The sequence below is a fragment of the Pollutimonas sp. M17 genome, assembly GCF_025836975.1.
Lineage (GTDB): Bacteria > Pseudomonadota > Gammaproteobacteria > Burkholderiales > Burkholderiaceae_B.
On sequence record NZ_CP107548.1, the window covers coordinates 3,358,721 to 3,382,362 of the forward strand.

Here is a 23,642-nt window from a genome sequence, read left to right on the forward strand (position 1 = left end):
CGGCCTGAAGATGCTTGATCGCTGCACAGGCTGATCAGGCGGGCAGCATGACGCGATTGCGGCCAAACCGCTTGGCCTCATAAAGCAGGCTGTCCGCCCGATCCATGAGCGTATACAGCGTATCGGTCAGTCTGCCCGACGCGACGCCTATGCTCGCCGTTACCCTGTGCGTGTGCGGCAGGCCAGGAAACTGGTTTGTGGCGAGGCTCACGCGTATTCTTTCCGCGAGGTCGCGCGCGCCGAGAATATCGGTTGCCGGCAGCAAGATGGCGAACTCTTCGCCACCGATGCGGCCGGCGATATCGCCCGCCCGAATCGTACGCCGGATGATCCGCCCTACCTCGGCCAGCACCGCGTCTCCCACCGCATGGCTGTACGTATCGTTGATCAGTTTGAAGTCATCCAGATCCACCAGCAGCAGGCTGGCGGCGGCCCTGTCGGCGGTGCGCCGGTTCAGCGCAGGCTGCGCATGGCTTAAAAAGCCGCGCCGATTCAAGATGGTTGTCAACATATCGTGATCGCGATCACTCCGCAAATCCGCGATTTTCTTCTCCAGAACGCCTATCAGCAATAAAACCGACAACACGACGATAAAGAGCACGGAAACAAGATGCGTTGCAGCCCAACCTGCCACCTGGTCGACACCGGCCGCCTCGCTTCGTATCGACGCCACGGACAGGCGTATCGCATACAAGAACAGGCTGATCATGAAACTGGTGTAAACCCAATAGAGCGCCCGATTGGTGAACGTGCCTCGCCGAAGCACACCTATTTTGGACCATGCCAGCAGCAGCATCAGGCCGCAGCCAAGATTCAGGATGTGCATCCGCGTCGCGAGCTGAGGACTGACATAGCAGAAGTACAGCTGACCGACGACTATTAAGGAAAACACGGTGGCGTAGAGAACCGGCCTGAAGTTTCTTTCGCGCGCCCGGCACACAAATCCGTTCGCCAGCAGCCAGGCACTGAGCGAGTAAAAGAGGCTTGCCAGCACGCTGCTGATACCGAGGCCACGCGTAACAAACAAACCTTCAAGGGCTGCACCGCCTGCAAAGCACGCAAAGGCGGCGGCCTGGTACAGCACACAGCGTTGTCTGCCGTGCTTGCGCCATAGCCACATAAAGCATGAAGCAAACAGCAGGGCCAGCGTCGGCCCGAGCAGCATCAGGGCCTGCTCCGCACTAACAGGTTGGAATTTCATAGGGGCATCGATGGGAAGCTGCGCTGTGAAATCTCCACTATGCCGCCTTGGGCATCGTGGTGAATGGTCGCTATCTTGGTGGCGCCCAGGCCGTCCACCTCCTGCGGAGTCAGCGCAAAGCTGCGCGCCAGATGCCCTATTCCCACCGCCTGGAGCGGCTTGCGGCGATCCAGGCCTTTGAAGCGCCAGTGGTTGTATAGCGCCCAGGAAATCAGGATCGCGGCGTTGAGCGCGGCAAGGGCGGCGTAGGCGGACAGCGTAGCCAGTGTGGGCAAAAAGGGCAGCAGCAATGGTGATTGCGGTCCCCGCTCCGCGCCATGCACGATGGCCAGGATGCCGGTGCCGAACAGATAAAGAAACCCGGCCCACCCGATGATGGTCAGGATCGCGTCAAACAGAAGGCCGGCGCGGGAACGTGTGGTAGTGATGATCATGATGCGTCTGAAGACTTGATACCCCGGTCGGGACTGGTCCAGCGCGCGCGCCGGGCTCGTCTGCGGAGCATGACTTTGGGAAAACTGATTAGCGTCGTGAACAGGCTTACCATCCAATAGGCTAGCGGATACCAAACAACCCAGAACAGGGAACGCAGCAAACGGGATTCGTAGCGTGAATCGATCAAGAGGCTGACCGCGAATTGCAGCAGGCACACCATGGCCAGCATCATGCCGGTAAATGCGGGGGGCAGCAGATTGGCAATATGCAGATTGTTGGGCAAGGGAGTGAACTGATTGATTACCCAAAGCGCAATGGATATGGCGAACGCGAAGGCCCACAATGTTGACAAGCCGAACTCCACCATCAGCGGCCACAGGCGCCGGTGCCTCCATATCCAGATCGAACGCAGGTTCTTGAGGAAGACCTCGGCGCCTCCCTGGGCCCAGCGCAAGCGCTGTTTCCATAGCCCCCGCAGCGTCTCTGGCATCAGGATCCAGCACAGGGCGCGCGGCTCATAAAAAATCGACCAGTGATCAAGCTGAAGCTTCCAGCTGATATCGATGTCTTCAGTGATCATGTCCAGGCTCCAGTAGCCCACCCGGTCCAGCGCCGTTCGGCGAAATGCGGAGACTACGCCGGAGACGGTGAACACCTTGCCATATACTCGCTGGGTACGCTTGATCAACCCGATGATCGACGAAAACTCCCCCACCTGGACACGGCCTATCAGCGTCGACCTGGTGCGGATACGCGGGTTCCCCGTGACGGCTCCTACGCGGGGATGCGCCATCAAGGGTGCCACCATGAACACGGCCGCGTCCGGGTCGAGCACCGCGTCGCCATCGATGCAAACCAGATACTCGCTTCTGGCGACCAATGCGCCCATGCGCAGGGCCATGGCCTTGCCTTGATTGCGCCCCAGATGAATGACGCGCAACCTATCATGCCGAGCGGCAAGGCGATTGAGCATCTCGCCGGTGCCGTCCGATGAGCCGTCGTTGATGGCGATCACCTCGATATGCGGGTAGCGCTGGGCCAGCGCCGCCATCAAGGTCTCCTCGCCATGCTCGACTTCGTTATAACAAGGCACCAAAATCGATATCAGCGGCTGGCCGGGCAGTTCCGGTACCTGCTGAGCTTCGCCGCGGGACCAGTGGCGTTCCCAGTGCCACCAGAAATACAGGCCGCCGGAAATCCATAAACCCGACATCAGCAGAGGGTAGAAGAACACAAAGCCAAGCAAGGCCTCGCTGGTGAGCACGAACGTGAACCCGAGGGGCACGCCCAGCACCAGGCATAGTATGAATAAGGCAAACAGGCGATCAATCATGGAGCTGGATACCAGTTAACGGAAATGGCAGGGCGGATGTCCCGCAGCCTGGGTTGATCTGTGGCGTAGTCGTCGGGGTAGTAGCCGAAACTTCGGGCACCGCGCAGCTGCAGCCGCTTCATCCAGCCCGCCAGGATGCCAGTGTCGACGGGGGTGGCTTCAGGCCGCCCTGGGCCAATGCGCCAATCCCGGCTCTGGAGTTCAAAAACAGTGCGGTTCAAAGCATCCGGGCGGCTTTGGGCGACGGCGTCGACCAACTGGTCCAGCCAGGCGTGCTCCTGTCCCGAAGGAACGTTCTCCATCAGGGGCATGGCCATGGGCGCCGTCCAGTCATACGCTTCCAGGAAGTCATCGAGATTCTGGGCGAACCAGGTTTCGCTTTCGGGTTGCAGTATGGGAGCCGCGAAGATGTTGCGGGCAGTCTTCAGCTTGGGACCACGGATGGCGCGGACCCGGTCAGCCAGCTGGACCGTGAAGTCGACAAGGTAGCGGCTCTTGAAACGCGTCCAGCGCCGTAGCATGGCCGGGTCCGCTCGCAGCCGCTCGATGCTGTCAGGCAGACCGGCCTCGCGGTAGGCGGCAAGCGCGGCCGGGCTTGCGTCTTCGAAGTCGCTCAGAAGCGCATCGTCATGGAACAAGATGCCATCGAAAAAGGCATGGCGGGCAAGATCTTCATAGAGTTCACCGATGCGCGCACGGGCAAGGGGGTCGAATGGAGACAGACGCTGGTACTGGCCGGCATCCGGCATGGGTGACGCCTGGGGATCAGCCGGATCCCAGCGCGTGACGTGCGCTATGCCGGCATCGAGATCGAAGGAGAGCACCGGCATCCAGGCATAGACCTCGATATCGGCACGGTTGCGCAGTTGCCATGCCGCTCGATTGAAGAGGTCGGCGCGCATCGGCAGCAAGCGATTGGGAAAGTACAGCGACCTCACTGTACCGTCGCCCTGTGGGTCGGCGAAGGCCTGCAGGAATACGGTATTGACCCGCATGTCCTTGATACGTTGCACCAGCTCCCCCAGATTGCGCTCCATCTGAGCCGGATCGGCATCGTAGACATAGTCCAGATCCACGTGAGCGACTCGCATGAGGGGCCTTGCCTCCATGCCGGCGATGCTGTCCGCAAATGCACGAAGCTGCGGATCGTTGGCCAGCAGCATGCGCGGCGTGGACATGAGCCTGCCCACTTGAGCCGGGCCGTCTTCCAGCGTAAGCGCAAGCTCGTAGCCGTTGGCAGCCACAACCCGCAGCGCGCTTCCGCCTTCAGCGCCATACGGCCAGACCCAAACCCGCGGCGGCTTGCCTGTGGCCTTCAGTATTTTGCGGGTAATCCGGACCACGTCCCGGTCCAAGCGGCGCATGAACGCTGTGTCGGTCTCGTAGCTTCCGGTGCTGCCGTCATAAGTACGAATGGCAGCGGCCGGCTGAGTATTGCCTTGTGGATTGGCGCTGGCGCCATAATGCGATGCGTCGGTGTGCGCCGCGATCTCCACCAGGCCCGAGCGTGAAATCTCAGTGATCTGCGGCCAGGTCAGAAAACGGCTTCGCGCCGTCATGGCTCCGCCGAAATCCACCTTCTGATCTATGGGCGTGTCCATCCACACACCTACCGGCGCCAGCACGGCAGGCCAGTCGAATGCCTTCAGCACAGGCAACACACGCGTATAGAAACTGCGGTAGCCGTCGTCGAAACTGAGCAGCACGGCACGCGCTGGCAGCGGCTTGCCTCCCTGGCGCGCTTCGATGATCTGATCGACCGATACAGCCTGATAGCCGTTCTCGCGTAGCCAGGTAAGTTGTTCAACAAGCTTATCGGTACGAACGCTCAGGTAGGCCTGATCCGGGTCCTGGTCTTCCACATCGTGGTAGGCCAATGCGAGAAAGTGGTTTTCCGGCCAGGGCTGGTCGCGTTGCGCGACCGGCCGCTCGTTCGGGGCGACATAGACGGGGATGTCTTTGGCACATGCCGACATCAACACAAGGACGAGCATCAGCAGGCCGGCCAGAAGAATACGATTACAGTGACTGTGCATGATTGGGTCAGAAGCGATAATTAAGATCAAAGACGATGCGCAGCTCCCGCTCGCGCTCCCCGTCGTAAGGCCGGCTGATACCGGTCAGCATTACGCCCATATCCAGCACATCGTTGCTGCGATAGCGCTGGCCGTAGCCCAGTGCCAGCACGCCGCCGGAGCCATGGCCGCGCTGGCTGTACCCACCGGCTGCCACCGTGCCGACCTGTTCCCATATGGTTTCGTAATGCCTGTACAGCGTGTGCGTTGCGCGCAGCCCCGGCAGAATCATGAAATCGGAGCGCGGATTGAAGTAAGGCACATCGCTGCCCCCACTATTGCGCTGCGCGGCGATCTCCAATGTGCCGTCAAGCTTTAAATGCGGACTGGTGTAAAGGCGCTCTCTGCCTTGCACGCTCAGGCCGTGCCGATCGTTGCCGTCACTGAAATGGGAGAACGAAGCCGATAGTCTCCATTCGCGCTGCTCGTGAGGGCGCCAGCGTACGTACGCCTCGGCGCTATTGGATGAAATATCGCTGTGCAGGGCACGCAACGGCGTATTGCGGGACATTGCCTCGCCCGTGGCACCCAGTTGCCAGTGATCATCCACGTCATAATCGACTGTCAGCCTTAGACCGGGTTTTGCACCGTGCCCATAGTTGTGGGACGACACTTCGCCTTCGACGACAAGGTCTCGGCCGCGCCACTGCGCGCCCGCGCGCAGCCATCGGTAGTTCGCCTCGCCTTCATCGAAGTTCCCCCGGCCATAGCCCCCGCCCCCGAAAATCCGCCAGTTGTAATCGATCGGGGAGGAATAGACGACTGTGTCGATGCCAAGATCATGGCCGCCGTACACCGGGCTGTCGTTGGCCAGGCCCCGATAGCCGTTTACCTGGAGTTCGGGTTTGTTGTGGACCTCCCACTCTCTGCGCAGCCTGCGCACGTCCAGGCCCTCGGGATAGCGCTCATGCGTGTCGCGGCTCAATGCTTCGGCCTGACGCCATTCCTGAAGGTCCATGGCTGTAAATCCCTGCCCGTTCTCGACCACCACGCTACGCGGCGTAAGGGTTTCGGCCATTTTGAGCATGCGTTCGGAAGAACGAGGCAGCAGCCTTGCCCGATATACCGCCGCCAGGTCGGCGCGCAAGCCCGTATGGTTAGGGGCACCGCTAATCATCTCTTCCAGTTGCCGCTGCGCCGCCGGCGTGTCATCAGCCTGCAGCCGCGCGGCGGCTTCCAGGCGGCGGCTCTGCAGGTACAGATCGTTGGGCATGCGCATGGCCAGGCCCTTGTGATACAGCCAGGGGGCATAATGCGGCCCCGACTCGTGAAGCACGCCGCCCGCATCGCCGAACTGTTCATTTTCAGCATAGGCGTAGTACAGCCCGCTTTCAGTGTTGAACTTTTCCACCGTGCCGGCCCGCCCTGTATCCGGGCGTTGAGCCAGCCGGCGATAGAGCTGGGCCGCCTTGTCCGGATGGCGCTCATACAAGTAGGCGGACGCGACATCGCCCAGGGCATAGCCAGGCACAAGCACACCTTCGGCCGACAGCGCCTCGTACTCACGTATCACATCCTTCATGCGCACCCGTGAATGCAGCGCACTCAGCCGGTCGATACGCACCCGGGTGATATCCGGGCGCGTATCGGGTCCGCGCTTGCTCCAGTCTTCGATCAACGCCTCGTAACGAGCCAACGCCCGGTCGGCGATCACAAAGCGCTCGGACTCGGTGCGCGATGGCATCGCGGAGATCCGAACTTGTTCCGCTACGGCATCCGCCTCCAGCCCGCGCATATAGGCTTCGCTGAGCAGTCCCGGATGCTTGCGCGCTTGCTCCAGAGCGCTGGCGGCCAGGCGGGCGCGGCTCAAGGCAAAGACATATTCGCGCTGCACGCGCTTGCTGCCCGCTGCAATCTTCACCGCCTGGTCAGTATGAAATAAGGCTTCGTAGGGCTTTCCGTTATGCGTGTATACGTAGGCCAGCGCCAGCTTCAGGTCGGTATCCCGCGGGCGCTGCCTGATCTGGGCCAAACCGGTTTGCAAGGCGTCGTCGGCGCGGCCGGCATCCGACAATGTCATGATTTCGCCTGCCGCAAATTCCGCCACACGCGGATAGCGTGCAGCGCCTTTGCGAAACAACGCGATCGCCTGTGGCCAGAGCCGCTGGCCGCGATAGCCACGCGCGGCTGCCAACAGCACATCGGCAGGCACGATGCGACCCGCGGGTATAGCCTCGTAAACCGTCACCACTTCGTCCGGACGGCCCGCCCAGCCCGCAATGATGATGCGATCGTACACAGAACGGAAGCTGGCCCCGGGCTCATGCTTGCGCAGCATTTCCAGCGCCGGCCCATAGTCGCCTGCGCGCGCCCTGGTGATCAGACGGTCATATTCCGGCGGGAGTTCAGCCAGTGCAGGATGCGGCATGCTCCATAGCGAGGCTGCGCATATGCTTCCAATCATGCAGGCTTGCCATCCGGCCCGCAGGCGGCATGAATAATTCGAACGTTTTCTGAAGAAGAGCATTTATTTGAATCGCGGCTATAGGGCATCGGCTCATATCAATCTCCAATGATTGAAAGTGACTTTTCAGCACTTGAGCCGGATTGCGACAGACGCTGACCTGGAGCCATGCCGTCGCGCATCATTGGCGCGGTCGCGCCATCATCCCTTGGTCCGCCCATTTGAGGGATGGGCTCGGAAGGACACAAGCGACTTCGTTGTGAGGCGCTATTCTGGCGGAGTGAGACTGCCCGGACTTATGCTTTTCGGACCAAACGTTTGGAATATTCACTATCGCAAAGACTTATATGTCAACGATGGTAAATTGCCGCGCCGACAGTCCGGCGGCCGCTTATGCCGGCTGCCGAAACCGCCGGATAACGCTCAAGAAAGTGGAGGTGGGGAAAATGCAGGCGGCGCCTATTGCGCGTGCTTCCGGAATGCCGAGGGGGCCTTGCCCCAGAACTTACGGAACTCGGTCGAGAAATTCGTGGCTCTTGAATAGCCCACTTCTGCGGCGATGTACGAGATGTCCAGCGTGGTTTGCGACAGAAGCAACGCCGCCTTGCGCATTCGTTCGTGACGGACGAACTCAAACAGGCTTATTCCTGAACAGGCTTCGAAAACCACATTCAGACGCCGCTCGGATATCGACAACATGGCGGCAAGCTCCGATGTCTTGATCGGGCCGTCCTGACGTTCCATGATGATGCGAGATGCCGCGGCAAACAAGGTTTTGTACGAAGGCGGCACGTTCGGTTGCGCATCCATGTCGATGCGCGGAACACTGTTGCCGGCAACCGGCGTCGGCCGCTCCAATCCCAAGGCGAGATCCCGAGCGATCTCGAGGTGAATGCGCACGCGCTCCAATACCTCTTCGGGCTGGAACGGCTTGATGATGTAGTCCACGGCTCCCAAGCGTAGCCCTGTAAGGCGCTCTTCCAGGCCCTGGTGCGCGGACAGGAAGAGGATGGGAACGCGCGCGGTGATCGGATTGGCCTTGAGCATGCGCGCAACTACAAATCCGTCGGGATTGGGCATACGCACATCAAGCAATATCAAATCCGGCTTATTGCCCACCGCCCGGGTGTATCCCTGAGCGCCGCCCATGGCGACAGTAAGACGATAGTGTTTATTACCCAGCACCTCGATCAGGAGACGGAGCTGGTCGGGATTGTCATCGATCAAAAGGATATGTTGCGGATTACTATCTTGCATGGGGGGAGGCAAACCATCTGTATCAAATATAGGCTCTTCCGCATAGGGGGCGACCAGCGGCATCCATTAAGCTTGTTTCTGCGAAGAACAGGCTTAATGGAGTCAATACCGGTGCCTCTTGATTCTATCCCAGGAATAAAGGGTTTGGTGGCCCAGCGCGGGAACCGGCTCGGCACGTGGGCCTACCTAATTCCCTGCCAGCAAAGTCAGCACTTGCCGGGGAAGCTGGTTTGCTTGCGCCAGAACGGCTGCGCCAGCTTGTTGAAGGATCTGGCTACGCGCCAGGCTGGATACTTGCTGGCCGTAATCAGCATCCTCGATGCGGGAGCGGGCCTGCGCAAGATTAATGAGGTCGTTCCGATGTCCGGTAACAATGGACTCCAGCCGATTATGCGCCGATCCCAAATAACTGCGGTAGTCGTTAAGCTGCGCTATGGCGGCATCAATCTTGGCTAAAGGTTCGGCGGTTGCAGGCGTCTGTCTAACGATAGCGATATCGTTGGCGCGTGGGCCGCTCAATATGAACGGCCCACCATTGCGCGCAAAAGCCTTGCCGTGGAAATCATAGTAAAGCACCACCTTGCCGTCGGGTGTCATACCGCTCTTGGCGATGATGGTCGCCTCGGTAGCAGGCTGCGGCGTAGACACTCCGTTGTCCGGGTCGATGTAGGTACGCCCTTTATTGGAGGTAATGACAAGCGTCGCCGTCCCCTTGGCGTAGTCCAGCTGAAGCGATACGTCCTCCTCGATCATGTAATGATCGCCAAATTTGGCAATGAAATATCCTTGTACTTCAGTACCGCTAAGCGGGTCGATGACACGGTGAATCGTGACCTCTGCTGGAGTCGTTCCGTAATAAGCAGCGGCTTGTTCCAGGTTAAGGACAGTATCCCAGTGCGTAACGCCGTTCACCTGCAATTTATAGGCGCCAGCGCTTACGCCGGCTCCAGCGTGCGTTGTCTGTATGGGTGGGCTTAACTGCAAGGGGTTGCCGCCCTCGATTATGCGAAAAGGGAAAAGGCCATTCTCCAGGCCCAACGCAGCCAAGCCCAGGGAACGAAGGTTGAAAGGAAAGACATCGGCCTCGGTATCGTTCGGGCCCACCTGCATGGAAAGCGAACCCGTTTTGGCGAGCAATTCGATACCGTTAAAGTTCGTTTTCTGCGATATATCCTGAACTTGCGCCAGCCGCTGATCGATCTCTTGCTGAATCGCATGGCGGTCAGAAGCGCCAAGAACGCCATTCCCCGCTTGCACGACAAGCTCCCGGACTCGCTGCAGGGCCTCATTCAGTTCATGCACCCCCGCCTCAGCGGTCTGCACCATTCCTATGGCGTCCCCGGCATTGCGCAGAGCCTGATCACGGCCACGCACTTGGCTGGTCATGCGATTGACAATGGCCAGACCCGCTGCATCGTCTTTCGCCGAGTTGATGCGCAAGCCAGACGATAATCGTTCAATAGCTTCGGATAACGATTTTCCCGACCCGCGCAGGGCCTGCTGCGCGAGTAAGGCGTTTAGGTTGGTCTGGATCCTCATGGCGTAGCAAAGCCGCGGCCAAATGCCGCATCATCGGGAAATTGATCTTTGGGGAGTGGCTAGCGGGATAGCGTCCATTGACGCGGCTGGCTCTCTTGTTTACGGCTTCCAGCCCCAATTTCTTTACCACTATCCGGGCTTTAAATTGTAAATGTCCCCGCCCCGCCTTGATCAGAATACGTGTTGTCGGCCACGCCCAAATGCAACGTGGAGAGTCAGCGCTTCAGCGGCTTTTTCGGGAAAGTTTGTTATTGCATGAATTATTAATCTGCTTTACCATGCCTATACATATAAACGTATATACGTTTATATGTATAGGCATGGCTCGCTGAAAATAGAAACCCATTCAGTGATGGCGCCCTTATCAATCGATACTTACAGCCTGCAACTGGAAATTTATAGAACATGTATCGCGAGCAATTATCAATCTTACAAAGGAGGTTGATCACCAACAGGTCGATCACAGGAGACTTATGAAAATCATATCCACAGTATTTATGACGCTGCTCTTGACGTTTCAAGGAGGCGTCCATGCGCAAGAGGACTTCCCTTCCAAAGGGATAACGCTGGTAACACCGTTTGCGCCTGGCGGCGGTAGTGATCTGGTCACACGTGTCTTGGCTGATGGGCTTCAAAATGCCCTTGGTCAGTCAGTAGTTGTACAGAACGTGTCGGGGGCGGGTGGCGTCGTCGGCTCGCAATTCGTCGCTCGGGCCAAGCCCGATGGCTACACGCTGTTGCTGCACCACATCGGCATGGCGACAGCTCCCGCCTTGTTCAAGGATTTGCAGTTTTCACCGCTGGACAGTTTTGAGGATATCGGCCTTTTTGCCGATATGCCTATGATCATTGTCAGCGGGAAAGAGTTTCCACCCAAGAACATGGCGGAGCTAATCAGCTATGTGAAGGCAAAGAAGACGGATGTGACGTTTGCTTCATCGGGTGCGGGCAGCGCCACGCATCTATGTGCGCTCATGTTCGAATCCCTGGTCGGCGAAAAGGTCACCATGGTGCAGTACCGTGGCGCGGCTCCCGCTTTGATCGACGTGCAAGCGGGACGAGTCGATTTGCTTTGCGATGTAACGGGAGGGATCGTCCCCCACATTACATCGGGCAGTGTCAAATCGTTCGTGATAACGGGCTCCACGCGCCTGAAAAGCATCCCCGAATTACCGACCACCGACGAGCTGGGCCTTAAAGGTTTGGATATCAGTGCCTGGTATGGCCTTTATGCACCATCCGGCACACCGAAGCCGGTAGTTGAAAAGCTGTCACAGGCATTGCAAGCCGTCGTCAAGAACCCAGCCGTCCAAGAGCGCCTTGCAAAAATGGAAACCTTTGTCTTCGATGCACATTCAGCGACGCCCGAGGCGCACAGAAAAAAACTGACGGAGCAAATCAAGTTATGGACCGACGTCATTCGCAAAGCAGGAATTTCCGCCCAATGATCATACCCACCAGACCCTCCGCGGAAGCAAAGCGCGCCCGGCTTCGTTCCGTACTGCACGGCGACCGCTGCATCATGGCCGCTTCCACCTACGACCCCTTATCCGCCCGCGTTGCAGAAGACCTGGATTTCGAGGTCGGCGTGCTGGGCGGCTCGGCGGCGGCGCTGGCCGTTCTGGGCGTGCCCGACATAACCCTGATCACCCTTACCGAGCTCGCCGAACAAGTGCGCCGTATTTGCCGGGCCAGCGACATCCCCCTGCTCGTTGATGCGGATCACGGATACGGAAACTCGCTCAATGTAATACGAACCGTGCAAGAGCTCGCCGATATGGGCGCCTGCGGCGTCTCCATCGAGGACACGCTATTGCCGCGCCGATTCGGGTCTCCGGAAGGCGGCGAACTGATATCGGTGGACGAAGGTATCGGCAAACTAAGTGCCGCCGTCGCGACGGCGGCCGGTAGCGGCATCGCAGTCTTCGGCCGGACCAACGCCCTGTCGACCTCCAGCCTCGACGATGCCGTACAGCGGCTCAAGGCCTATGAAAAATCGGGAGTCGACGCGGCATTCGTACCCTATGTGAAGACACGGGCGCAACTGGACGCCATCGCCGCGGAAATAACGCTGCCCATTATCCTGGGAGGCCCGGCCAAGGAGCTTGTAGACACCAACTATCTGGCAAGCCGCCGCGTTCGGGTTTGCCTGATGGGACATCCAACCTTGGGCGCCACGGCGGAAGCGCTGTACTCGGTGGGAAAAGAGATGGCGGCGGGCAGAGAGTCCGGCGCGACGGTTGCCATGGCCTCGAAAGCGACGATGAACCGGCTTATCAGGGCCGACGAGTACGAACAGCAGAATCAACAGTTCCTGAATCCGGGACAGCACCTTGAAAGGACGAATCATGAAAATTGAACTCACAGATACCGATGTCGGAGCACTGATTACCGGGGTCGACATGAACCGCTTAAGCGACGATGAGTGGAAGGAAATATACAATGCCTGGCTGGACAGGCTGGTGCTGGTCATACGCGATCAGGAGTTCTCCATCGAACAATTTCTTGACCAAGGCCGTAGATTCGGAACATTGAAACCACACCGTGTACGTCGGACACGGCATCCGGATTACCCAGAACTCACGCAGATGGGGCTGGGCACCAAGACGGTGACGGGAAAGGTGGACGACGCGGTCTACAACCGGGGGCTCAACTGGCATACGGACGGCCCGTGGGACACCGAGGTTTGCAAGGCCACGCAGCTGTACGCTCTGGAAATACCATCCTCGGGCGGGGACACGCTGTTCGCCAATATGTATACGGCCTATGATGCTTTGTCCGCCGATCTAAAGCGCCGATTGGATGGCCTTTCGGTGGAGTATGTCTATGGCGGCAGAACCCGGCAGGGAATCGGTTTGCTTGAACCGGAGGATCGCGATCTTCCACCGGCTGTTTATCCGGTGGTTCGCAAGCACCCCGAGACCGGCCGCAATTCTTTATTCATCAATCCTGTTCATTTCCTGCGCTTTGTCGGGCTCCCGGATAAAGAGAACGACGAGCTTGCGAGCGAACTCTTTAATCAGTTGGCAGAACCGGGGGCAGAATACCGTCACAAGTGGAAAGCCAAGGACTATGTCATATGGGACAATCGGTGCTTGCTACATGCGGCGACCGGCGGCTATCCCATAAACGAAAAGCGCATCCACTGGCGCGCTACCGTAATGGAAAAATAAGCCATATGCCTATCCTCAATTGCTGGGCGATCCCGTTCGTTTCCAAAGCAATTGACAAGCTGTCCGCGGGGTTCCTGCGCCTCGGCACTCTCCGGCCTCTTGCCGCCAGGCGGATGTCGATGCACAATCAGCAGGCCCTCCGGACAGCGCCGCAAGTGTCTGGCCGAACCGCTCCACCCCGCTCACCCGTATAATCGGCATGAATTTTCTCAACATTTTCTAACTTAAGAGAGTCAGATCTCGTGGATGACTCAACAGTCCAGTTGGTCCGCACCAACGCACCGCTTTACCGCGATGTGGCCTCTGCACTTGAAGCCTGTATTCGAAAAGGCATATGGAAGCCGGGCGACCAAATCCCCCCGGAAAGCGAGCTCGAGGCACGTTTCGGCGCCAGCCGCGGAACATTGCGTGCCGCAGTGGCGGAGTTGGTCAAACAAGGCTTGCTAAAGCCCCAACCCGGCAAAGGCACCTTCGTCCTCGGGCCTTTATTCAATACTATGGAGGCGTATTTCCGCTATGAAGAAGTGGGACGCGATCCGCGCATCACACCCAAGGTTGAGGTATTGAAGAAGGCCCTTGTCAAAGCGGACGAACAAACTGCCTCTAGCCTGGAATTGGAGCCGCAAACCAAGGTCGGTCTTGTTCGGCGTTTGAGGTTTCAAAAGAACGAACCATTCCTAGTGCTGGATTCGTACTTTATCCCAAGCGTCTGGGAGAAAATCAAGAATGCCGACTTCAAAATCCACCCACTCTATGACGTGCTCAAGGAAAATTTTGGCGTCTATGTCGTATCTGCGGATGAATACTTACGCGCCGGCCTGGCATCGGAAGAGATATCGAAGCAGTTGAACATCGAGCCCGGCAGCGCTGTCATCGAAATCGAACGGGTGGCCTATACCTTCGAAAACCACCCGATCGAGTATCGGCGTGCGACGGGGCGAGCGGACAGGTTCCGCTATCACGTCAAGCTAGCTTAAGAGAGCGGCCTACGCCAGCGTTTCAGCCATTTCCGCCGTAATCCTGAGAAACGCATCCATGTCCTCAGGCGTATGGACGTGCAAGGGCGATACCCGCACCCCCCCTTTCAGCTTGAACGAATCCAGCATGCGCTTGGAGTAGATGCTGCTGGCGACCCGTTCGTAGACGATGACGCCGCGCCGCTCATATTCCAGAACCACCCGCGAGAAATCGAGGTCGCCGATGCCGATCATGATGATGAGGTCGCGTTTGCTCAGGTCGGGATGGTCAAGATAGACCGTTACCTTTGGAATTTCCCGCAAGCCCTTGACTGCGCCTTCACCATTCAGCAGCCGCGATAGCAATGCACGCTCGTGCAGTTCGATCTGGTTCATGCCGCTTTCGAACAAGGCCCGGCGATCTCGGCTGTCGGTGAATTTTCCGCCCAGCCAGCAAACATAAGACACGATTTCCGTGAGGGCAGCGAACTGCCATGGCACTCCGCTGCCCAAGCCCCATGCACCGGCGGGTTTTCCATTCAGCTTATGGTGCGGCAGCACTGCGGCCCGCTCCGACAGCCACGCCATTCCCGAACCGCGCGCGCCAAAAAACTTGTACGGTGCAATATTGATGCCGTCCACCGGCGTGCGCTGTAGATCAATCAGGCCGTGAGGCGCGTGTTGGACGGCATCCACCAGAATATAAAGCTCCGGCTTGATGGCCCGCGCTTTCTGAACGATTGCCTCCAGGTCCAATTTGGCGCCCGAAATATTGGAGGCATGGATGACGTTGAGCAGGCATGTGTCCTGATCGATCAAGCCGATGAGCTCTTCGACATCGATGCCGCCCGTATCAGGATTGCTTTGAGCGACGCGCAAAGCCTTACCCGTACGCTGGGCGTAAAGAGACATGGCATCGAAAGACGAAGGATGCTCCAGCGTGGTGGTCACCATGTTGGAGCCGGGCGCGTTCTCTGCAATAGTGCGCACCATGTCGAACATGACCGCCGAGGCCGTCTGGGCCGTATAGACGCTGCCGCCTTGTGCGTTAAGCAGACAGCGGAAGTCCGCCTCACCCGCCGCTTGAACCTCCTGAAGATAGCGTGCAACGGTATGGACACGCTCTATATTGTCAGGAATCGCATCCAGTTCAGCCATGCGTTCAAGCACCGACTTCAATCGGAAAGCGCCCCCCGCATTATCAAAATACAAGCGCCTCTGCCCCGTATGGTCATGATCCACCTGGTGGAACCGGCGCCTGACTTCAGCCATGATGTCTGCGGGAAGAAACTGGCCTTGAGGAAATGACATAGCGATGCTCTTGACATGGTTGGCGTTGCGAAACTACGGCGATTATGGAATCGATCCCGTTTTAAAGAAAGAGAGATTTTTGTATGGGAACACATGAAATAAAGCGATCTGTCCGGCGTTTATCTACGCGACGCCTTTATAAAATGGAAACTATTTTCCAGACTGAAACGTCAAGGAACTTTCGCCATGACTCATAGGTGTTATCCCGTAGAGCGCGCCAAAGCGATACGGCGCCATGCCTGCTCACAAGCATTGATTTAGCTTGCTTCGAGCGCATTAAAACCTTCTATATTATTGATTTCTAAGTGCTTTATCGGCGCGACCACGCGGTTCCGGGCTTCACGGGCAAAGACATTCCTTTGGGGAATATTCAAACTGGACATTAATTCCCTTTTTCATCCGTGAAACTTTTTGCATGATGCATCCTATGTCGAGATGAGGCGCAGCGGAAAACCTTGCAAATGATGCCTTCGACATGATCGGGCACGTACCCGCAGGCTTTGCCGCTGACATCAAGACAATACGCGGCGTGCTCAAGAAGATCGCGCAGCCGCATCAGCCGCTTGATCGACAACAATCACCCATCTTCGGAGAGACTCATGAAATTCAAACACGCATTGAAAGCCACGGCCATGGTGCTGGCCCTGGGCGCCAGCTGCGCCGCTTCCGCCAACGCTCTGGATGACGTCAAGAGCCGGAATACGCTGGTCTGCGGCACGCTCGGCACCTCGGAACCCTTCAGCTTCCAGGATCCCAAGACGCGCGAAGTCGTCGGTTACGAGGTCGACCTTTGCAAAGAGATAGCGAATCACCTGGGCGTCAAGCTCGAGGTCAAGATGATCTCTGTGGCGGCGCGTATTCCCGAACTGGTCGCTGGCCGCGTCGATGTCGTGGCGGCCAACCTGGGCTGGTCTCCGGATCGCGCCAAACAAATCGATTACAGCTATGCCGACTATGTCAGTCCGCAGAAAATCCTGATCCGCAGCGCCGACGCCGGCACGCTAAAGACACCCGCCGACCTGGCGGGCAAACGGGTCAGTGCCGTCAATGGCTCGTCTTCCGAGGCCGGTGCGAAGCGGCTTATTCCTGACGTCACGACCGTGACGTTCAAAGACCCGCCAACTTCCTACCTGGCTCTGGTGCAAAACAAGGTCTCCGGTTTTGTCGGCTCTGAACTGATGCTGCTGAAATTCAAGCAGGACTCGGATAAATCGGCCGTCAAGACGGAAATCATCGACAAGGCGCTGTTCACCGAGCCTTGGGGCATAGGCGTGCGCAAGGGTGAAAAAGAACTGTTGGCGGAAGTCAACAAGGCCATGGCTCAACTGGAAGCATCGGGGAAAGCGCAAACCATCTTCGACAAATGGTTCGGCAAGGACACGAAGTTCTACACCAAGCGCGAATTCAAGTTCGAGGAAATCAAGGGTTAGTCGGGAAAAAGGGGCGGTCGTTTCATGAACTACACACTCGATTTCGGTGCGTTGCTCAGCAACGGCTACCCCGCGCTGATTCTCGGGGGTCTGATGACGACCCTCAAGATGACTGCGCTTGCCTGGCTATTGGCGTTCGGACTGGGCAGCGTGCTTGCCATACTGCGCATGCTCAACCGCCGTCCCCTTAACTATGTCATTGCGCTGTATGTGGCATTCCATCGCAATGTGCCCATGCTGGTACACATCCTGCTTTGGTACTTCGGCGTCGCGGCGCTGCTGCCCGTGGCGCTGAACGACGCCGTCAATCAGTGGGGCGGCGAGTTTCTGTTTTCCATGATTGCCATTGGGCTGGTAACGGCCGCCTATGTCGCCGAAGACTTGCGCAGTGCGATTCGAGCCATTCCGGATGGCCAAATGGAGGCGTCACGCTCGTTGGGCCTGAGCTATCTGCGTTCTATGCGCAAAGTCATTCTTCCGCAGGCCTTCACCATTGCCATTCCGCCATTGACCAATCAGACACTGCTGCTTTTCAAGAACACCAGCCTGGCCATGGCGATCGGCCTGATCGAGCTTACCGGCGCGGGACGCGAGATCGAATCGGCAACCTTCAAGACCTTTGAAGTCTATACCGTCGTCACGGCGCTTTACCTGGCTGTGTCCCTCCTGTTGATGTTAGGAGGAGCCTGCATTTCCAAACATCGCCTTGCCGCGGCCAAACGTTGAGGAGAGAAGATATGCTGGACATTCTTTCCGACAACTGGCTGCTCCTGCTGGTGGGCCAGTACCCCAACGGCGCGATGGGCGGCCTGGTGGCGACCGTCGGTCTGGCGTTGATAAGCCTGGCACTGGCATTCCCATTCGGCATCCTGCTCGCGCTGGGCCGAATCAGCACCATTCGTATTTTCTACTGGCCCAGCACCGCCATCGTCTACATCGTCAGGGGCCTGCCGCTGCTGATGTTCATTTTCTGGGCGTACTTTTTTGTGCCCATCATCATCAATCGACCGGTGGGCGGCGCAACGACCATGATCGCGGCGCTGGTGATCTATGAAAGCGCCTACCTGGCCGAGATCATCCGCAGCGGCATCCAGGCCCTGCCCGCAGGCCAGCTCGAAGCCGGCCGATCGCTGGGCCTGAGCTATATCCAGACCATGCGGCGCGTCATTCTGCCGCAAGCCTTGTACAACACGCTGCCCAGCATGCTAAGCCAGTTCATTTCGACAGTGAAGGAAACCTCGTTGGGATTTGTAATCAGCGTCCATGAACTGACATTCGCCGCCGCGCAAGTCAACAACATACTGCTGACCAAGCCGTTCGAAGTATTCGGGCTGTTGGCGCTCACGTACTTCACGCTCAATTTGATCCTCAGCGGCTTGGTGAAACTGGTTGAAAACCGCATCCAGATCAAACGCACAATGATTGTTCAGGTGACCTAGATGATTCAATTCAAGAACGTAAGCAAGTGGTATGGCGACTACCTGGCCCTTGACGACATCAACGCGCAAGTCAGGCAAGGGGAAGTCATCGTTGTGTGCGGGCCCTCCGGCTCCGGCAAATCAACCCTGATCCGCACCGTGAACCGCCTCGAGCCCATTCAGAAAGGCGAGATCTACGTGGATGACACACCCGTCCACACCTGCCGTTCGATTGATGAACTGCGCAGCCACATCGGCTTTGTATTTCAGCAGTTCAACCTGTTTCCCCACATGAGCGTCCTGGACAACCTGATGATGGCGCCGGTCATGCTTGGACGAATGAACAAGAAGCAAGCGCAAGAGTCGGCGGCGACGCTGCTGGAACGGGTGGGCTTGTCTCACAAGGCCGACGCGTTTCCCGGGCAGCTTTCCGGCGGCCAGCAGCAACGTGTCGCGATCGCACGGGCCCTGGCCATGCGGCCCCGGATCATGCTCTTCGACGAGCCCACCAGTGCGCTCGACCCGGAAATGGTGAACGAAGTGCTGCTGGTGATGAAATCCCTGGCCAAAGAGGGCATGACCATGGTTTGCGTGACGCACGAAATGAACTTCGCCCGAGATGTCGCCGATGTCGTATGGTTCATGGACGCCGGCAAGATCGTCGAAACAGCGCAGCCCGAACAGTTCTTCACGCAGCCGGCCTCCGATCGGGCACGCAAATTCCTGTCCGACATCAGGCACTGATCATGACCCGACCGCCGTGCCGTAAGGGACCGCAAAATTGCAGCACTGCCGCGCCAGTTCCGCGATCTCCTGGTATAGCGCGCTGTTCATGTTCTTCAAGTACATCGAGCAGTACTGTGACTGGGGCGTGGGCTTGGTGGTCTGGGCGACGATCAGCTTTCTTTGCTGTACCAGGCTATAAAAGTAATCCACCGGCAGGCACGACACGCCGAAACCGGCAACCGTCAAACCCGCCATCGCCAGCAGGCTGTTGATCGTAAAAAGGTTCTGCTCCGCGCTGTGGGGCTTAAGCCATTCATCGTAAATACCGTTAAGCCCCGACTCCTGGTCCTGGCGAATCAGGAACATCTTTGAAATTTCCTCGGGCGTGTATATCTTGTCGCCTGAAATGAGTTCGGGGCTGCCCATCCAGGCGAATTTCAACACCCCCAGCGGCTCGGCCTCCAGCAAGGGGCCGCGCAGGTCGCCATGCAGGAAAGCCATGTCTAGGCGTGCCTCAAGCAGGTTCTTATGCAGTTCCGCCGCCATGCCGATGATGGGCGTCACCGTCAGTTGCGGGAAGAATATCTTCAACTCGCGCATCAGGTCGGGCAGCCAGGTCATGGCGGTGATCTCGGTGATTCCCAGCCGAAGCGTCCCCGAGAATGTGTGATGGCCCTTGAGCCTGATCAGCATCACATCGCGCAGCGACAGCAGGCTGTCCGCCATCTCGAAGATTTCACGGCCCTTCTGGGTGATCACCGCCTTCTTCGAGGAGCGGTCAAACACCTGGATATCGAAGTCGGCTTCCAGTTCTTTGATCCGCTTCGTAATCGCCGACTGCGTCGTATTGAGCTTGTCGGCGGCCTTGGCGAACCCGCCCAGCTCCACCACCCAATAGAGCGCCTCGATCTGTTTGAACGTCAACATGGCATCACCTTGCGCTATTGATCCCTATTAAGTTTTCGGCCACCGTACTCAACCCGACACTTTAGGCTATTTGCGCAAAATTTCCATTTTTATCAGATTCCGCTCCTACACGGCCAGGCGGATCGCCGGCCACGGCATGAAACCGATACCTTCACTTATGCTTTTTTTCTCCAGGCAGCTGGCGCTTCCTGCCGCGGAGTTGCGGTAGAAGCGCCATCCACCGTCGATGAAGGTTTTTTAGGCAAGGCATGGCTGGGATGTCCTGGCTCGAATGCGTCGCGGACAACGATAGGCTCGTTCAGCCAATGCGGGACCACATGCGGCTGCCCCATGAGATAGCCTTGAAGACCATGAGTTCCGGCTTCGACGGCATCCGATCGGTCTCGTTCCGATTCGATTTCCTCTGTAATGACGCAGGGGCTTAAATTGGCGCAGAGCTGGGTGAGATTACGCAAGATGCTTTGTGAGGAAGTTGCTCTATCGCTCATGACCGGGCGTAGATAAGCCATATCGATTTTGACAAAATCGGGACGAGAACGAACAACGAAATCCAGGGTGCTATAGCCAGACCCGATACCATCTATGGCTATCTTGCAGCCGAAAGATCTAAGCGCGCGAAGAATGGTTACTGCTTCCTCGTCCTGAGTAATAGCGCTGGTTTCAGTGATCTCGATGATCAATCGAGAGGCAGCTTCCGGTTGTGCTTGCAGCTCGCAAAATATCAAACGCCACCAGCAGTCGAACTTCAATGATTGCGCTGAAACCTTGCAACCAAGACGTATCCCGGGGTGCTCGGTCAACAAGGCGAAAATGGTCCAAAAGATGCTGCGGTCTATCCTGGCCATCAACTTCAAGCGCTCGAGGGCGGCAATATAGACCGTACAAGCGCTAAATCCCGAGGATGATTCGTCCGTCTGCTGGCGCAGCAGGCATTTCCAGTAAATAGTCGATTTTTTGCTTTCGGCCGATACGACGGGCTGGAAAGCAAGGACAAGCGTCCTGGAGGCCATCATAGAGAACAGACTTATCGCACGCATCATGTCCATTCTATAATATGCTTCCCACTGCCCATTTGACCCGGACGACGATTGTGCCCAGGCTTTGCTATTTAAATGAGTGGCTTCGCTAGTCCCTTTTAGGTATAGGGCTTTGGTTCTCCCGTCTATAAAAGTTGTTTCAACTCTTAGAAACGCCTGCTCTTCTGCCTGTGTGACCGGCGCAAAAGATAATAGGGCATTTATGCGTTCACAGAACGCATCTTTTTTGTACAAATAGGCATCGCTGCATTCCGCCAGATCAATAAAGACGTATTCTTCATTAAATAGAATTGCGGTCTTCGGTATACCTATGGTTGCCAGTTGTATTGTTATAAAGGCTGTGGCATGAAGATAGAAGTCGCTGCCATATGCGGCCATAAGCTCGTTCGAGTTCACGATGCGCACTAGAACGAGCTGGCACGAAGACGCCGCAGATGCGCTACCGTTGTCGATAGCGATCGTGCTGTAGGACATACTCTTGCCTCCTAGATCGTAAAGATATTTGCCGTTGAACTTCCAGCCATCTTTTCCTATGAGCGACCGGCTCCGTCAAGCAGACGTCTTCACTTAGTCATGTAGAAAAATATCGCCAAGCTTTTCAAGTTGATCCAAGGCTTGTCCACAACCGAGCACTACGCAATTCATGGCTTTCTCGGCCACCACGACGGGTAGGCCTGTTTCCTCCTGAAGCAGGCGATCAAGGTCGCGAAGCAGCGCACCGCCACCGGTAAGAACGATTCCCTTGTCGGTGATATCGGCACCAAGTTCCGGTGGGGTTTGCTCCAGGGCCATCTTGACTGCCGAGACGATCTGGTTCAGTGGATCGGTAAGCGACTCCAGGATTTCGTTGGACGACACCGTAAAGCTACGCGGCACGCCTTCGGCAAGGTTACGGCCATTGACTTCAATTTCACGAATTTCGGAACCCGGGAAGGCCGACCCTATTTCTTTCTTGATTAGTTCAGCAGTAGGCTCGCCGATGAGCATGCCGTAGTTCCGCCGGATGTACTTAACAATGGCTTCTTCGAACTTATCGCCGCCCACGCGAACCGAGCCCTTGTAGACCATTCCACCCAGCGATATCACGGCCACCTCGGTGGTGCCTCCGCCTATGTCCACCACCATCGAACCACTGGCATCGGAGACCGACAGGCCCGCGCCGATAGCTGCGGCCATGGGTTCTTCGATCAGGTAAACATGCGAAGCACCCGCTCCCAGTGCGGACTCCCTAATAGCTCTGCGTTCGACCTGCGTGGATCCGTTTGGCACACACACGATAATGCGTGGGCTCGGCGCCAGTAAATTTCGCGGATGCACTTTCTGGATAAATTGCTTGAGCATCTGCTCAGTCACTGTGAAATCTGCGATGACCCCGTCTTTCATGGGGCGGATTGCCTCAATATTTCCAGGCACCCGCCCCAACATCTGTTTGGCTTCACTACCAACCGCTTGAATTACTTTTCTGCCATTGCCGGCCCCTCCTTCATGGCGAATGGCAACCACTGACGGCTCGTCGAGCACAATGCCTTTCCCTCGAACGTAGATCAATGTATTGGCCGTTCCGAGGTCAATAGCCATATCGGTGGAAAAATAACGACGCATAAAACCCATCATCGGCGGCGCCTCTTCAGTGTGCAGCAGCGGAAAGGTGCAGGACGCCGGGATAGAACGTTGTGAGGGTGAGCATGTCCGAGATGAACGCCACCTCCATCAGAATCAAGACGAGAGGTATGATGTAGTTTGATATGGCAGAGACTGAGAGAATCACACGCAGCAATACACGCTTTCCCAGCCACATTGGAAACTCGTCTCCCATCTCGACGCGAGCCATAAGATAATCCGAGCGTGAATGAGACTCCTTTCCCGAGGTCAGCCGTGCGTAGTCGTGATGATAGTCCTCAAGATGGATGCTGGCGTTTGAAGACATGTATCTTGTAAGGCGGCGGCTAACCTCCTTCAGGGCGTCGCCTTCCTGATTGAGCCGGTCGGCTCGAATTTCATATCCAGCCTTACCTGCTATGACAGTGAAGACGAGTACTCCAACCGCCAACAGGACTTGAACCATGGCCATCACGGAAGCACTGAAGCCCAATTGGATTGGCGAGTTCTGTAGCAGTGGAATGATCATCAATCCCACTGCGAACATCATCGATGTGAAAAGCCTGAAGCGGTAGGAACGGCGTAATCGTACGGAGGCGTTGTAGCGGCATTTCTGTGAAATGCGCATCCTCATCAAGAGCTTTTCGGCCTCTGTTCTTGGCCGAGCTGGCTCTGCTTGCTTGGATGGTGCGTCCGCTGCTAAGAATGAAGGGTCTTGAATATCTTTCATAGGCTTTTGTTTAAATAGTTTCCGGATGGATAAGCGCTTGGGCGCTATGGGCCGCTCGAAAAATTCGGCCAAACCCGTAGCGGACGACTGC

At 57.2% G+C, this 23,642-nt stretch carries 20 protein-coding genes; 8 read left to right on the top strand and 12 right to left on the bottom strand.

All coding sequences use genetic code 11. The features are described from left to right. Nucleotides 1–34 precede the first annotated feature (34 nt). The 7 genes from OEG81_RS15840 to OEG81_RS15870 all read right to left on the bottom strand — a co-directional run bounded on the left by OEG81_RS15840 (nucleotide 35) and on the right by OEG81_RS15870 (nucleotide 10,244). Entirely contained in the window at nucleotides 35–1,201 is a 1,167-nt protein-coding gene (locus tag OEG81_RS15840) for a GGDEF domain-containing protein (protein WP_264130242.1), read from the bottom strand. After that, complete coding sequence (gene pgaD / locus OEG81_RS15845; protein WP_264130243.1) at nucleotides 1,198–1,635, bottom strand: poly-beta-1,6-N-acetyl-D-glucosamine biosynthesis protein PgaD; 438 nt, start codon at nucleotides 1,633–1,635, stop codon at nucleotides 1,198–1,200. Before pgaD ends, OEG81_RS15840 begins: the two co-directional genes overlap by 4 nt. After that, nucleotides 1,632–2,969: a poly-beta-1,6-N-acetyl-D-glucosamine synthase gene (pgaC, locus tag OEG81_RS15850; RefSeq protein WP_264130244.1), complete on the bottom strand. Its 1,338-nt coding sequence runs from the start codon at nucleotides 2,967–2,969 to the stop codon at nucleotides 1,632–1,634. The genes pgaD and pgaC overlap by 4 nt, the downstream gene beginning before the upstream one ends. Beyond that, nucleotides 2,966–5,005, bottom strand: a complete 2,040-nt coding sequence (gene pgaB / locus OEG81_RS15855; protein WP_264130245.1) for a poly-beta-1,6-N-acetyl-D-glucosamine N-deacetylase PgaB — start codon at nucleotides 5,003–5,005, stop codon at nucleotides 2,966–2,968. The genes pgaC and pgaB overlap by 4 nt, the downstream gene beginning before the upstream one ends. 7 nt (nucleotides 5,006–5,012) lie before the next feature. Beyond that, nucleotides 5,013–7,448: a poly-beta-1,6 N-acetyl-D-glucosamine export porin PgaA gene (gene pgaA, locus OEG81_RS15860; RefSeq protein ID WP_264130246.1), complete on the bottom strand. Its 2,436-nt coding sequence runs from the start codon at nucleotides 7,446–7,448 to the stop codon at nucleotides 5,013–5,015. 459 nt (nucleotides 7,449–7,907) lie between these two features. Then, nucleotides 7,908–8,768 carry a DNA-binding response regulator gene (locus tag OEG81_RS15865; RefSeq protein WP_264130247.1) on the bottom strand — a complete coding sequence of 287 codons (861 nt, stop codon included), beginning with the start codon at nucleotides 8,766–8,768 and terminating at the stop codon, nucleotides 7,908–7,910. A 123-nt stretch (nucleotides 8,769–8,891) separates the two neighbouring features. Beyond that, nucleotides 8,892–10,244 (bottom strand): flagellin, encoded by a 1,353-nt coding sequence (locus OEG81_RS15870; RefSeq protein WP_264130248.1) that lies wholly within the window; start codon nucleotides 10,242–10,244, stop codon nucleotides 8,892–8,894. A gap of 473 nt (nucleotides 10,245–10,717) precedes the next feature. On the opposite strand from OEG81_RS15870, the gene OEG81_RS15875 reads away from it, so the two are divergent. The 4 genes from OEG81_RS15875 to OEG81_RS15890 all read left to right on the top strand — a co-directional run bounded on the left by OEG81_RS15875 (nucleotide 10,718) and on the right by OEG81_RS15890 (nucleotide 14,394). Beyond that, complete coding sequence (locus OEG81_RS15875) at nucleotides 10,718–11,692, top strand: Bug family tripartite tricarboxylate transporter substrate binding protein (protein WP_264130249.1); 975 nt, start codon at nucleotides 10,718–10,720, stop codon at nucleotides 11,690–11,692. Continuing rightward, nucleotides 11,689–12,603, top strand: coding sequence for an isocitrate lyase/PEP mutase family protein (locus tag OEG81_RS15880; RefSeq protein ID WP_264130250.1), 915 nt, complete (start codon nucleotides 11,689–11,691; stop codon nucleotides 12,601–12,603). Before OEG81_RS15875 ends, OEG81_RS15880 begins: the two co-directional genes overlap by 4 nt. Next, on the top strand, nucleotides 12,593–13,417 hold the full coding sequence (locus OEG81_RS15885) for a TauD/TfdA dioxygenase family protein (RefSeq protein WP_264130251.1): 825 nt from the start codon (nucleotides 12,593–12,595) through the stop codon (nucleotides 13,415–13,417). The genes OEG81_RS15880 and OEG81_RS15885 overlap by 11 nt, the downstream gene beginning before the upstream one ends. A 242-nt stretch (nucleotides 13,418–13,659) precedes the next feature. Continuing rightward, nucleotides 13,660–14,394, top strand: a complete 735-nt coding sequence (locus tag OEG81_RS15890; RefSeq protein WP_264130252.1) for a GntR family transcriptional regulator — start codon at nucleotides 13,660–13,662, stop codon at nucleotides 14,392–14,394. Between the two features lie 9 nt (nucleotides 14,395–14,403). Here the strand turns inward: OEG81_RS15890 and OEG81_RS15895 are convergent, their stop codons facing one another. Then, nucleotides 14,404–15,684, bottom strand: a complete 1,281-nt coding sequence (locus OEG81_RS15895) for an aminotransferase class V-fold PLP-dependent enzyme (protein WP_264130253.1) — start codon at nucleotides 15,682–15,684, stop codon at nucleotides 14,404–14,406. Nucleotides 15,685–16,283: 599 nt separating this feature from the next. Here OEG81_RS15895 and OEG81_RS15900 point away from each other — a divergent pair. Genes OEG81_RS15900 through OEG81_RS15915 form a run of 4 tightly spaced genes read left to right on the top strand, consistent with a single transcriptional unit; the run spans nucleotide 16,284 to nucleotide 19,276 of the window. After that, complete coding sequence (locus OEG81_RS15900) at nucleotides 16,284–17,114, top strand: ABC transporter substrate-binding protein (protein ID WP_264130254.1); 831 nt, start codon at nucleotides 16,284–16,286, stop codon at nucleotides 17,112–17,114. A 24-nt stretch (nucleotides 17,115–17,138) separates the two neighbouring features. Beyond that, nucleotides 17,139–17,840 carry an amino acid ABC transporter permease gene (locus OEG81_RS15905; protein ID WP_264130255.1) on the top strand — a complete coding sequence of 234 codons (702 nt, stop codon included), beginning with the start codon at nucleotides 17,139–17,141 and terminating at the stop codon, nucleotides 17,838–17,840. An 11-nt stretch (nucleotides 17,841–17,851) separates the two neighbouring features. Then, entirely contained in the window at nucleotides 17,852–18,553 is a 702-nt protein-coding gene (locus tag OEG81_RS15910; RefSeq protein ID WP_264130256.1) for an amino acid ABC transporter permease, read from the top strand. Beyond that, complete coding sequence (locus OEG81_RS15915; RefSeq protein WP_264130257.1) at nucleotides 18,554–19,276, top strand: amino acid ABC transporter ATP-binding protein; 723 nt, start codon at nucleotides 18,554–18,556, stop codon at nucleotides 19,274–19,276. On the opposite strand, the gene OEG81_RS15920 is transcribed toward OEG81_RS15915, so the two are convergent. From OEG81_RS15920 to OEG81_RS15935, 4 genes are all read right to left on the bottom strand, one after another. Further along, nucleotides 19,277–20,185, bottom strand: coding sequence for a LysR family transcriptional regulator (locus OEG81_RS15920; RefSeq protein WP_264130258.1), 909 nt, complete (start codon nucleotides 20,183–20,185; stop codon nucleotides 19,277–19,279). Nucleotides 20,186–20,340: 155 nt separating this feature from the next. Next, nucleotides 20,341–21,696: an EAL domain-containing protein gene (locus OEG81_RS15925; RefSeq protein ID WP_264130259.1), complete on the bottom strand. Its 1,356-nt coding sequence runs from the start codon at nucleotides 21,694–21,696 to the stop codon at nucleotides 20,341–20,343. 93 nt (nucleotides 21,697–21,789) lie between these two features. Beyond that, nucleotides 21,790–22,836, bottom strand: coding sequence for a rod shape-determining protein (locus OEG81_RS15930; protein WP_264130260.1), 1,047 nt, complete (start codon nucleotides 22,834–22,836; stop codon nucleotides 21,790–21,792). A 13-nt stretch (nucleotides 22,837–22,849) separates the two neighbouring features. Then, complete coding sequence (locus OEG81_RS15935; protein WP_264130261.1) at nucleotides 22,850–23,551, bottom strand: SLATT domain-containing protein; 702 nt, start codon at nucleotides 23,549–23,551, stop codon at nucleotides 22,850–22,852. Between the last annotated feature and the right edge of the window lie 91 nt (nucleotides 23,552–23,642).

Bases quoted from the DNA above. Each gene is read 5' to 3' on its own strand.
- OEG81_RS15840 (WP_264130242.1), bottom strand. From the start codon at position 1,201: ATGAAATTCCAACCTGTTAGTGCGGAGCAGGCCCTGATGCTGCTCGGG.
- OEG81_RS15870 (WP_264130248.1), bottom strand. From the start codon at position 10,244: ATGAGGATCCAGACCAACCTAAACGCCTTACTCGCGCAGCAGGCCCTG.
- OEG81_RS15925 (WP_264130259.1), bottom strand. From the start codon at position 21,696: ATGTCCTACAGCACGATCGCTATCGACAACGGTAGCGCATCTGCGGCG.
- pgaA (WP_264130246.1), bottom strand. From the start codon at position 7,448: ATGATTGGAAGCATATGCGCAGCCTCGCTATGGAGCATGCCGCATCCT.
- OEG81_RS15895 (WP_264130253.1), bottom strand. From the start codon at position 15,684: ATGTCATTTCCTCAAGGCCAGTTTCTTCCCGCAGACATCATGGCTGAA.
- pgaB (WP_264130245.1), bottom strand. From the start codon at position 5,005: ATGCACAGTCACTGTAATCGTATTCTTCTGGCCGGCCTGCTGATGCTC.
- OEG81_RS15875 (WP_264130249.1), top strand. From the start codon at position 10,718: ATGAAAATCATATCCACAGTATTTATGACGCTGCTCTTGACGTTTCAA.
- pgaC (WP_264130244.1), bottom strand. From the start codon at position 2,969: ATGATTGATCGCCTGTTTGCCTTATTCATACTATGCCTGGTGCTGGGC.
- pgaD (WP_264130243.1), bottom strand. From the start codon at position 1,635: ATGATCATCACTACCACACGTTCCCGCGCCGGCCTTCTGTTTGACGCG.
- OEG81_RS15905 (WP_264130255.1), top strand. From the start codon at position 17,139: ATGAACTACACACTCGATTTCGGTGCGTTGCTCAGCAACGGCTACCCC.
- OEG81_RS15880 (WP_264130250.1), top strand. From the start codon at position 11,689: ATGATCATACCCACCAGACCCTCCGCGGAAGCAAAGCGCGCCCGGCTT.
- OEG81_RS15900 (WP_264130254.1), top strand. From the start codon at position 16,284: ATGAAATTCAAACACGCATTGAAAGCCACGGCCATGGTGCTGGCCCTG.
- OEG81_RS15885 (WP_264130251.1), top strand. From the start codon at position 12,593: ATGAAAATTGAACTCACAGATACCGATGTCGGAGCACTGATTACCGGG.
- OEG81_RS15910 (WP_264130256.1), top strand. From the start codon at position 17,852: ATGCTGGACATTCTTTCCGACAACTGGCTGCTCCTGCTGGTGGGCCAG.
- OEG81_RS15865 (WP_264130247.1), bottom strand. From the start codon at position 8,768: ATGCCGCTGGTCGCCCCCTATGCGGAAGAGCCTATATTTGATACAGAT.
- OEG81_RS15915 (WP_264130257.1), top strand. From the start codon at position 18,554: ATGATTCAATTCAAGAACGTAAGCAAGTGGTATGGCGACTACCTGGCC.
- OEG81_RS15920 (WP_264130258.1), bottom strand. From the start codon at position 20,185: ATGTTGACGTTCAAACAGATCGAGGCGCTCTATTGGGTGGTGGAGCTG.
- OEG81_RS15935 (WP_264130261.1), bottom strand. From the start codon at position 23,551: ATGAAAGATATTCAAGACCCTTCATTCTTAGCAGCGGACGCACCATCC.
- OEG81_RS15930 (WP_264130260.1), bottom strand. From the start codon at position 22,836: ATGATGGGTTTTATGCGTCGTTATTTTTCCACCGATATGGCTATTGAC.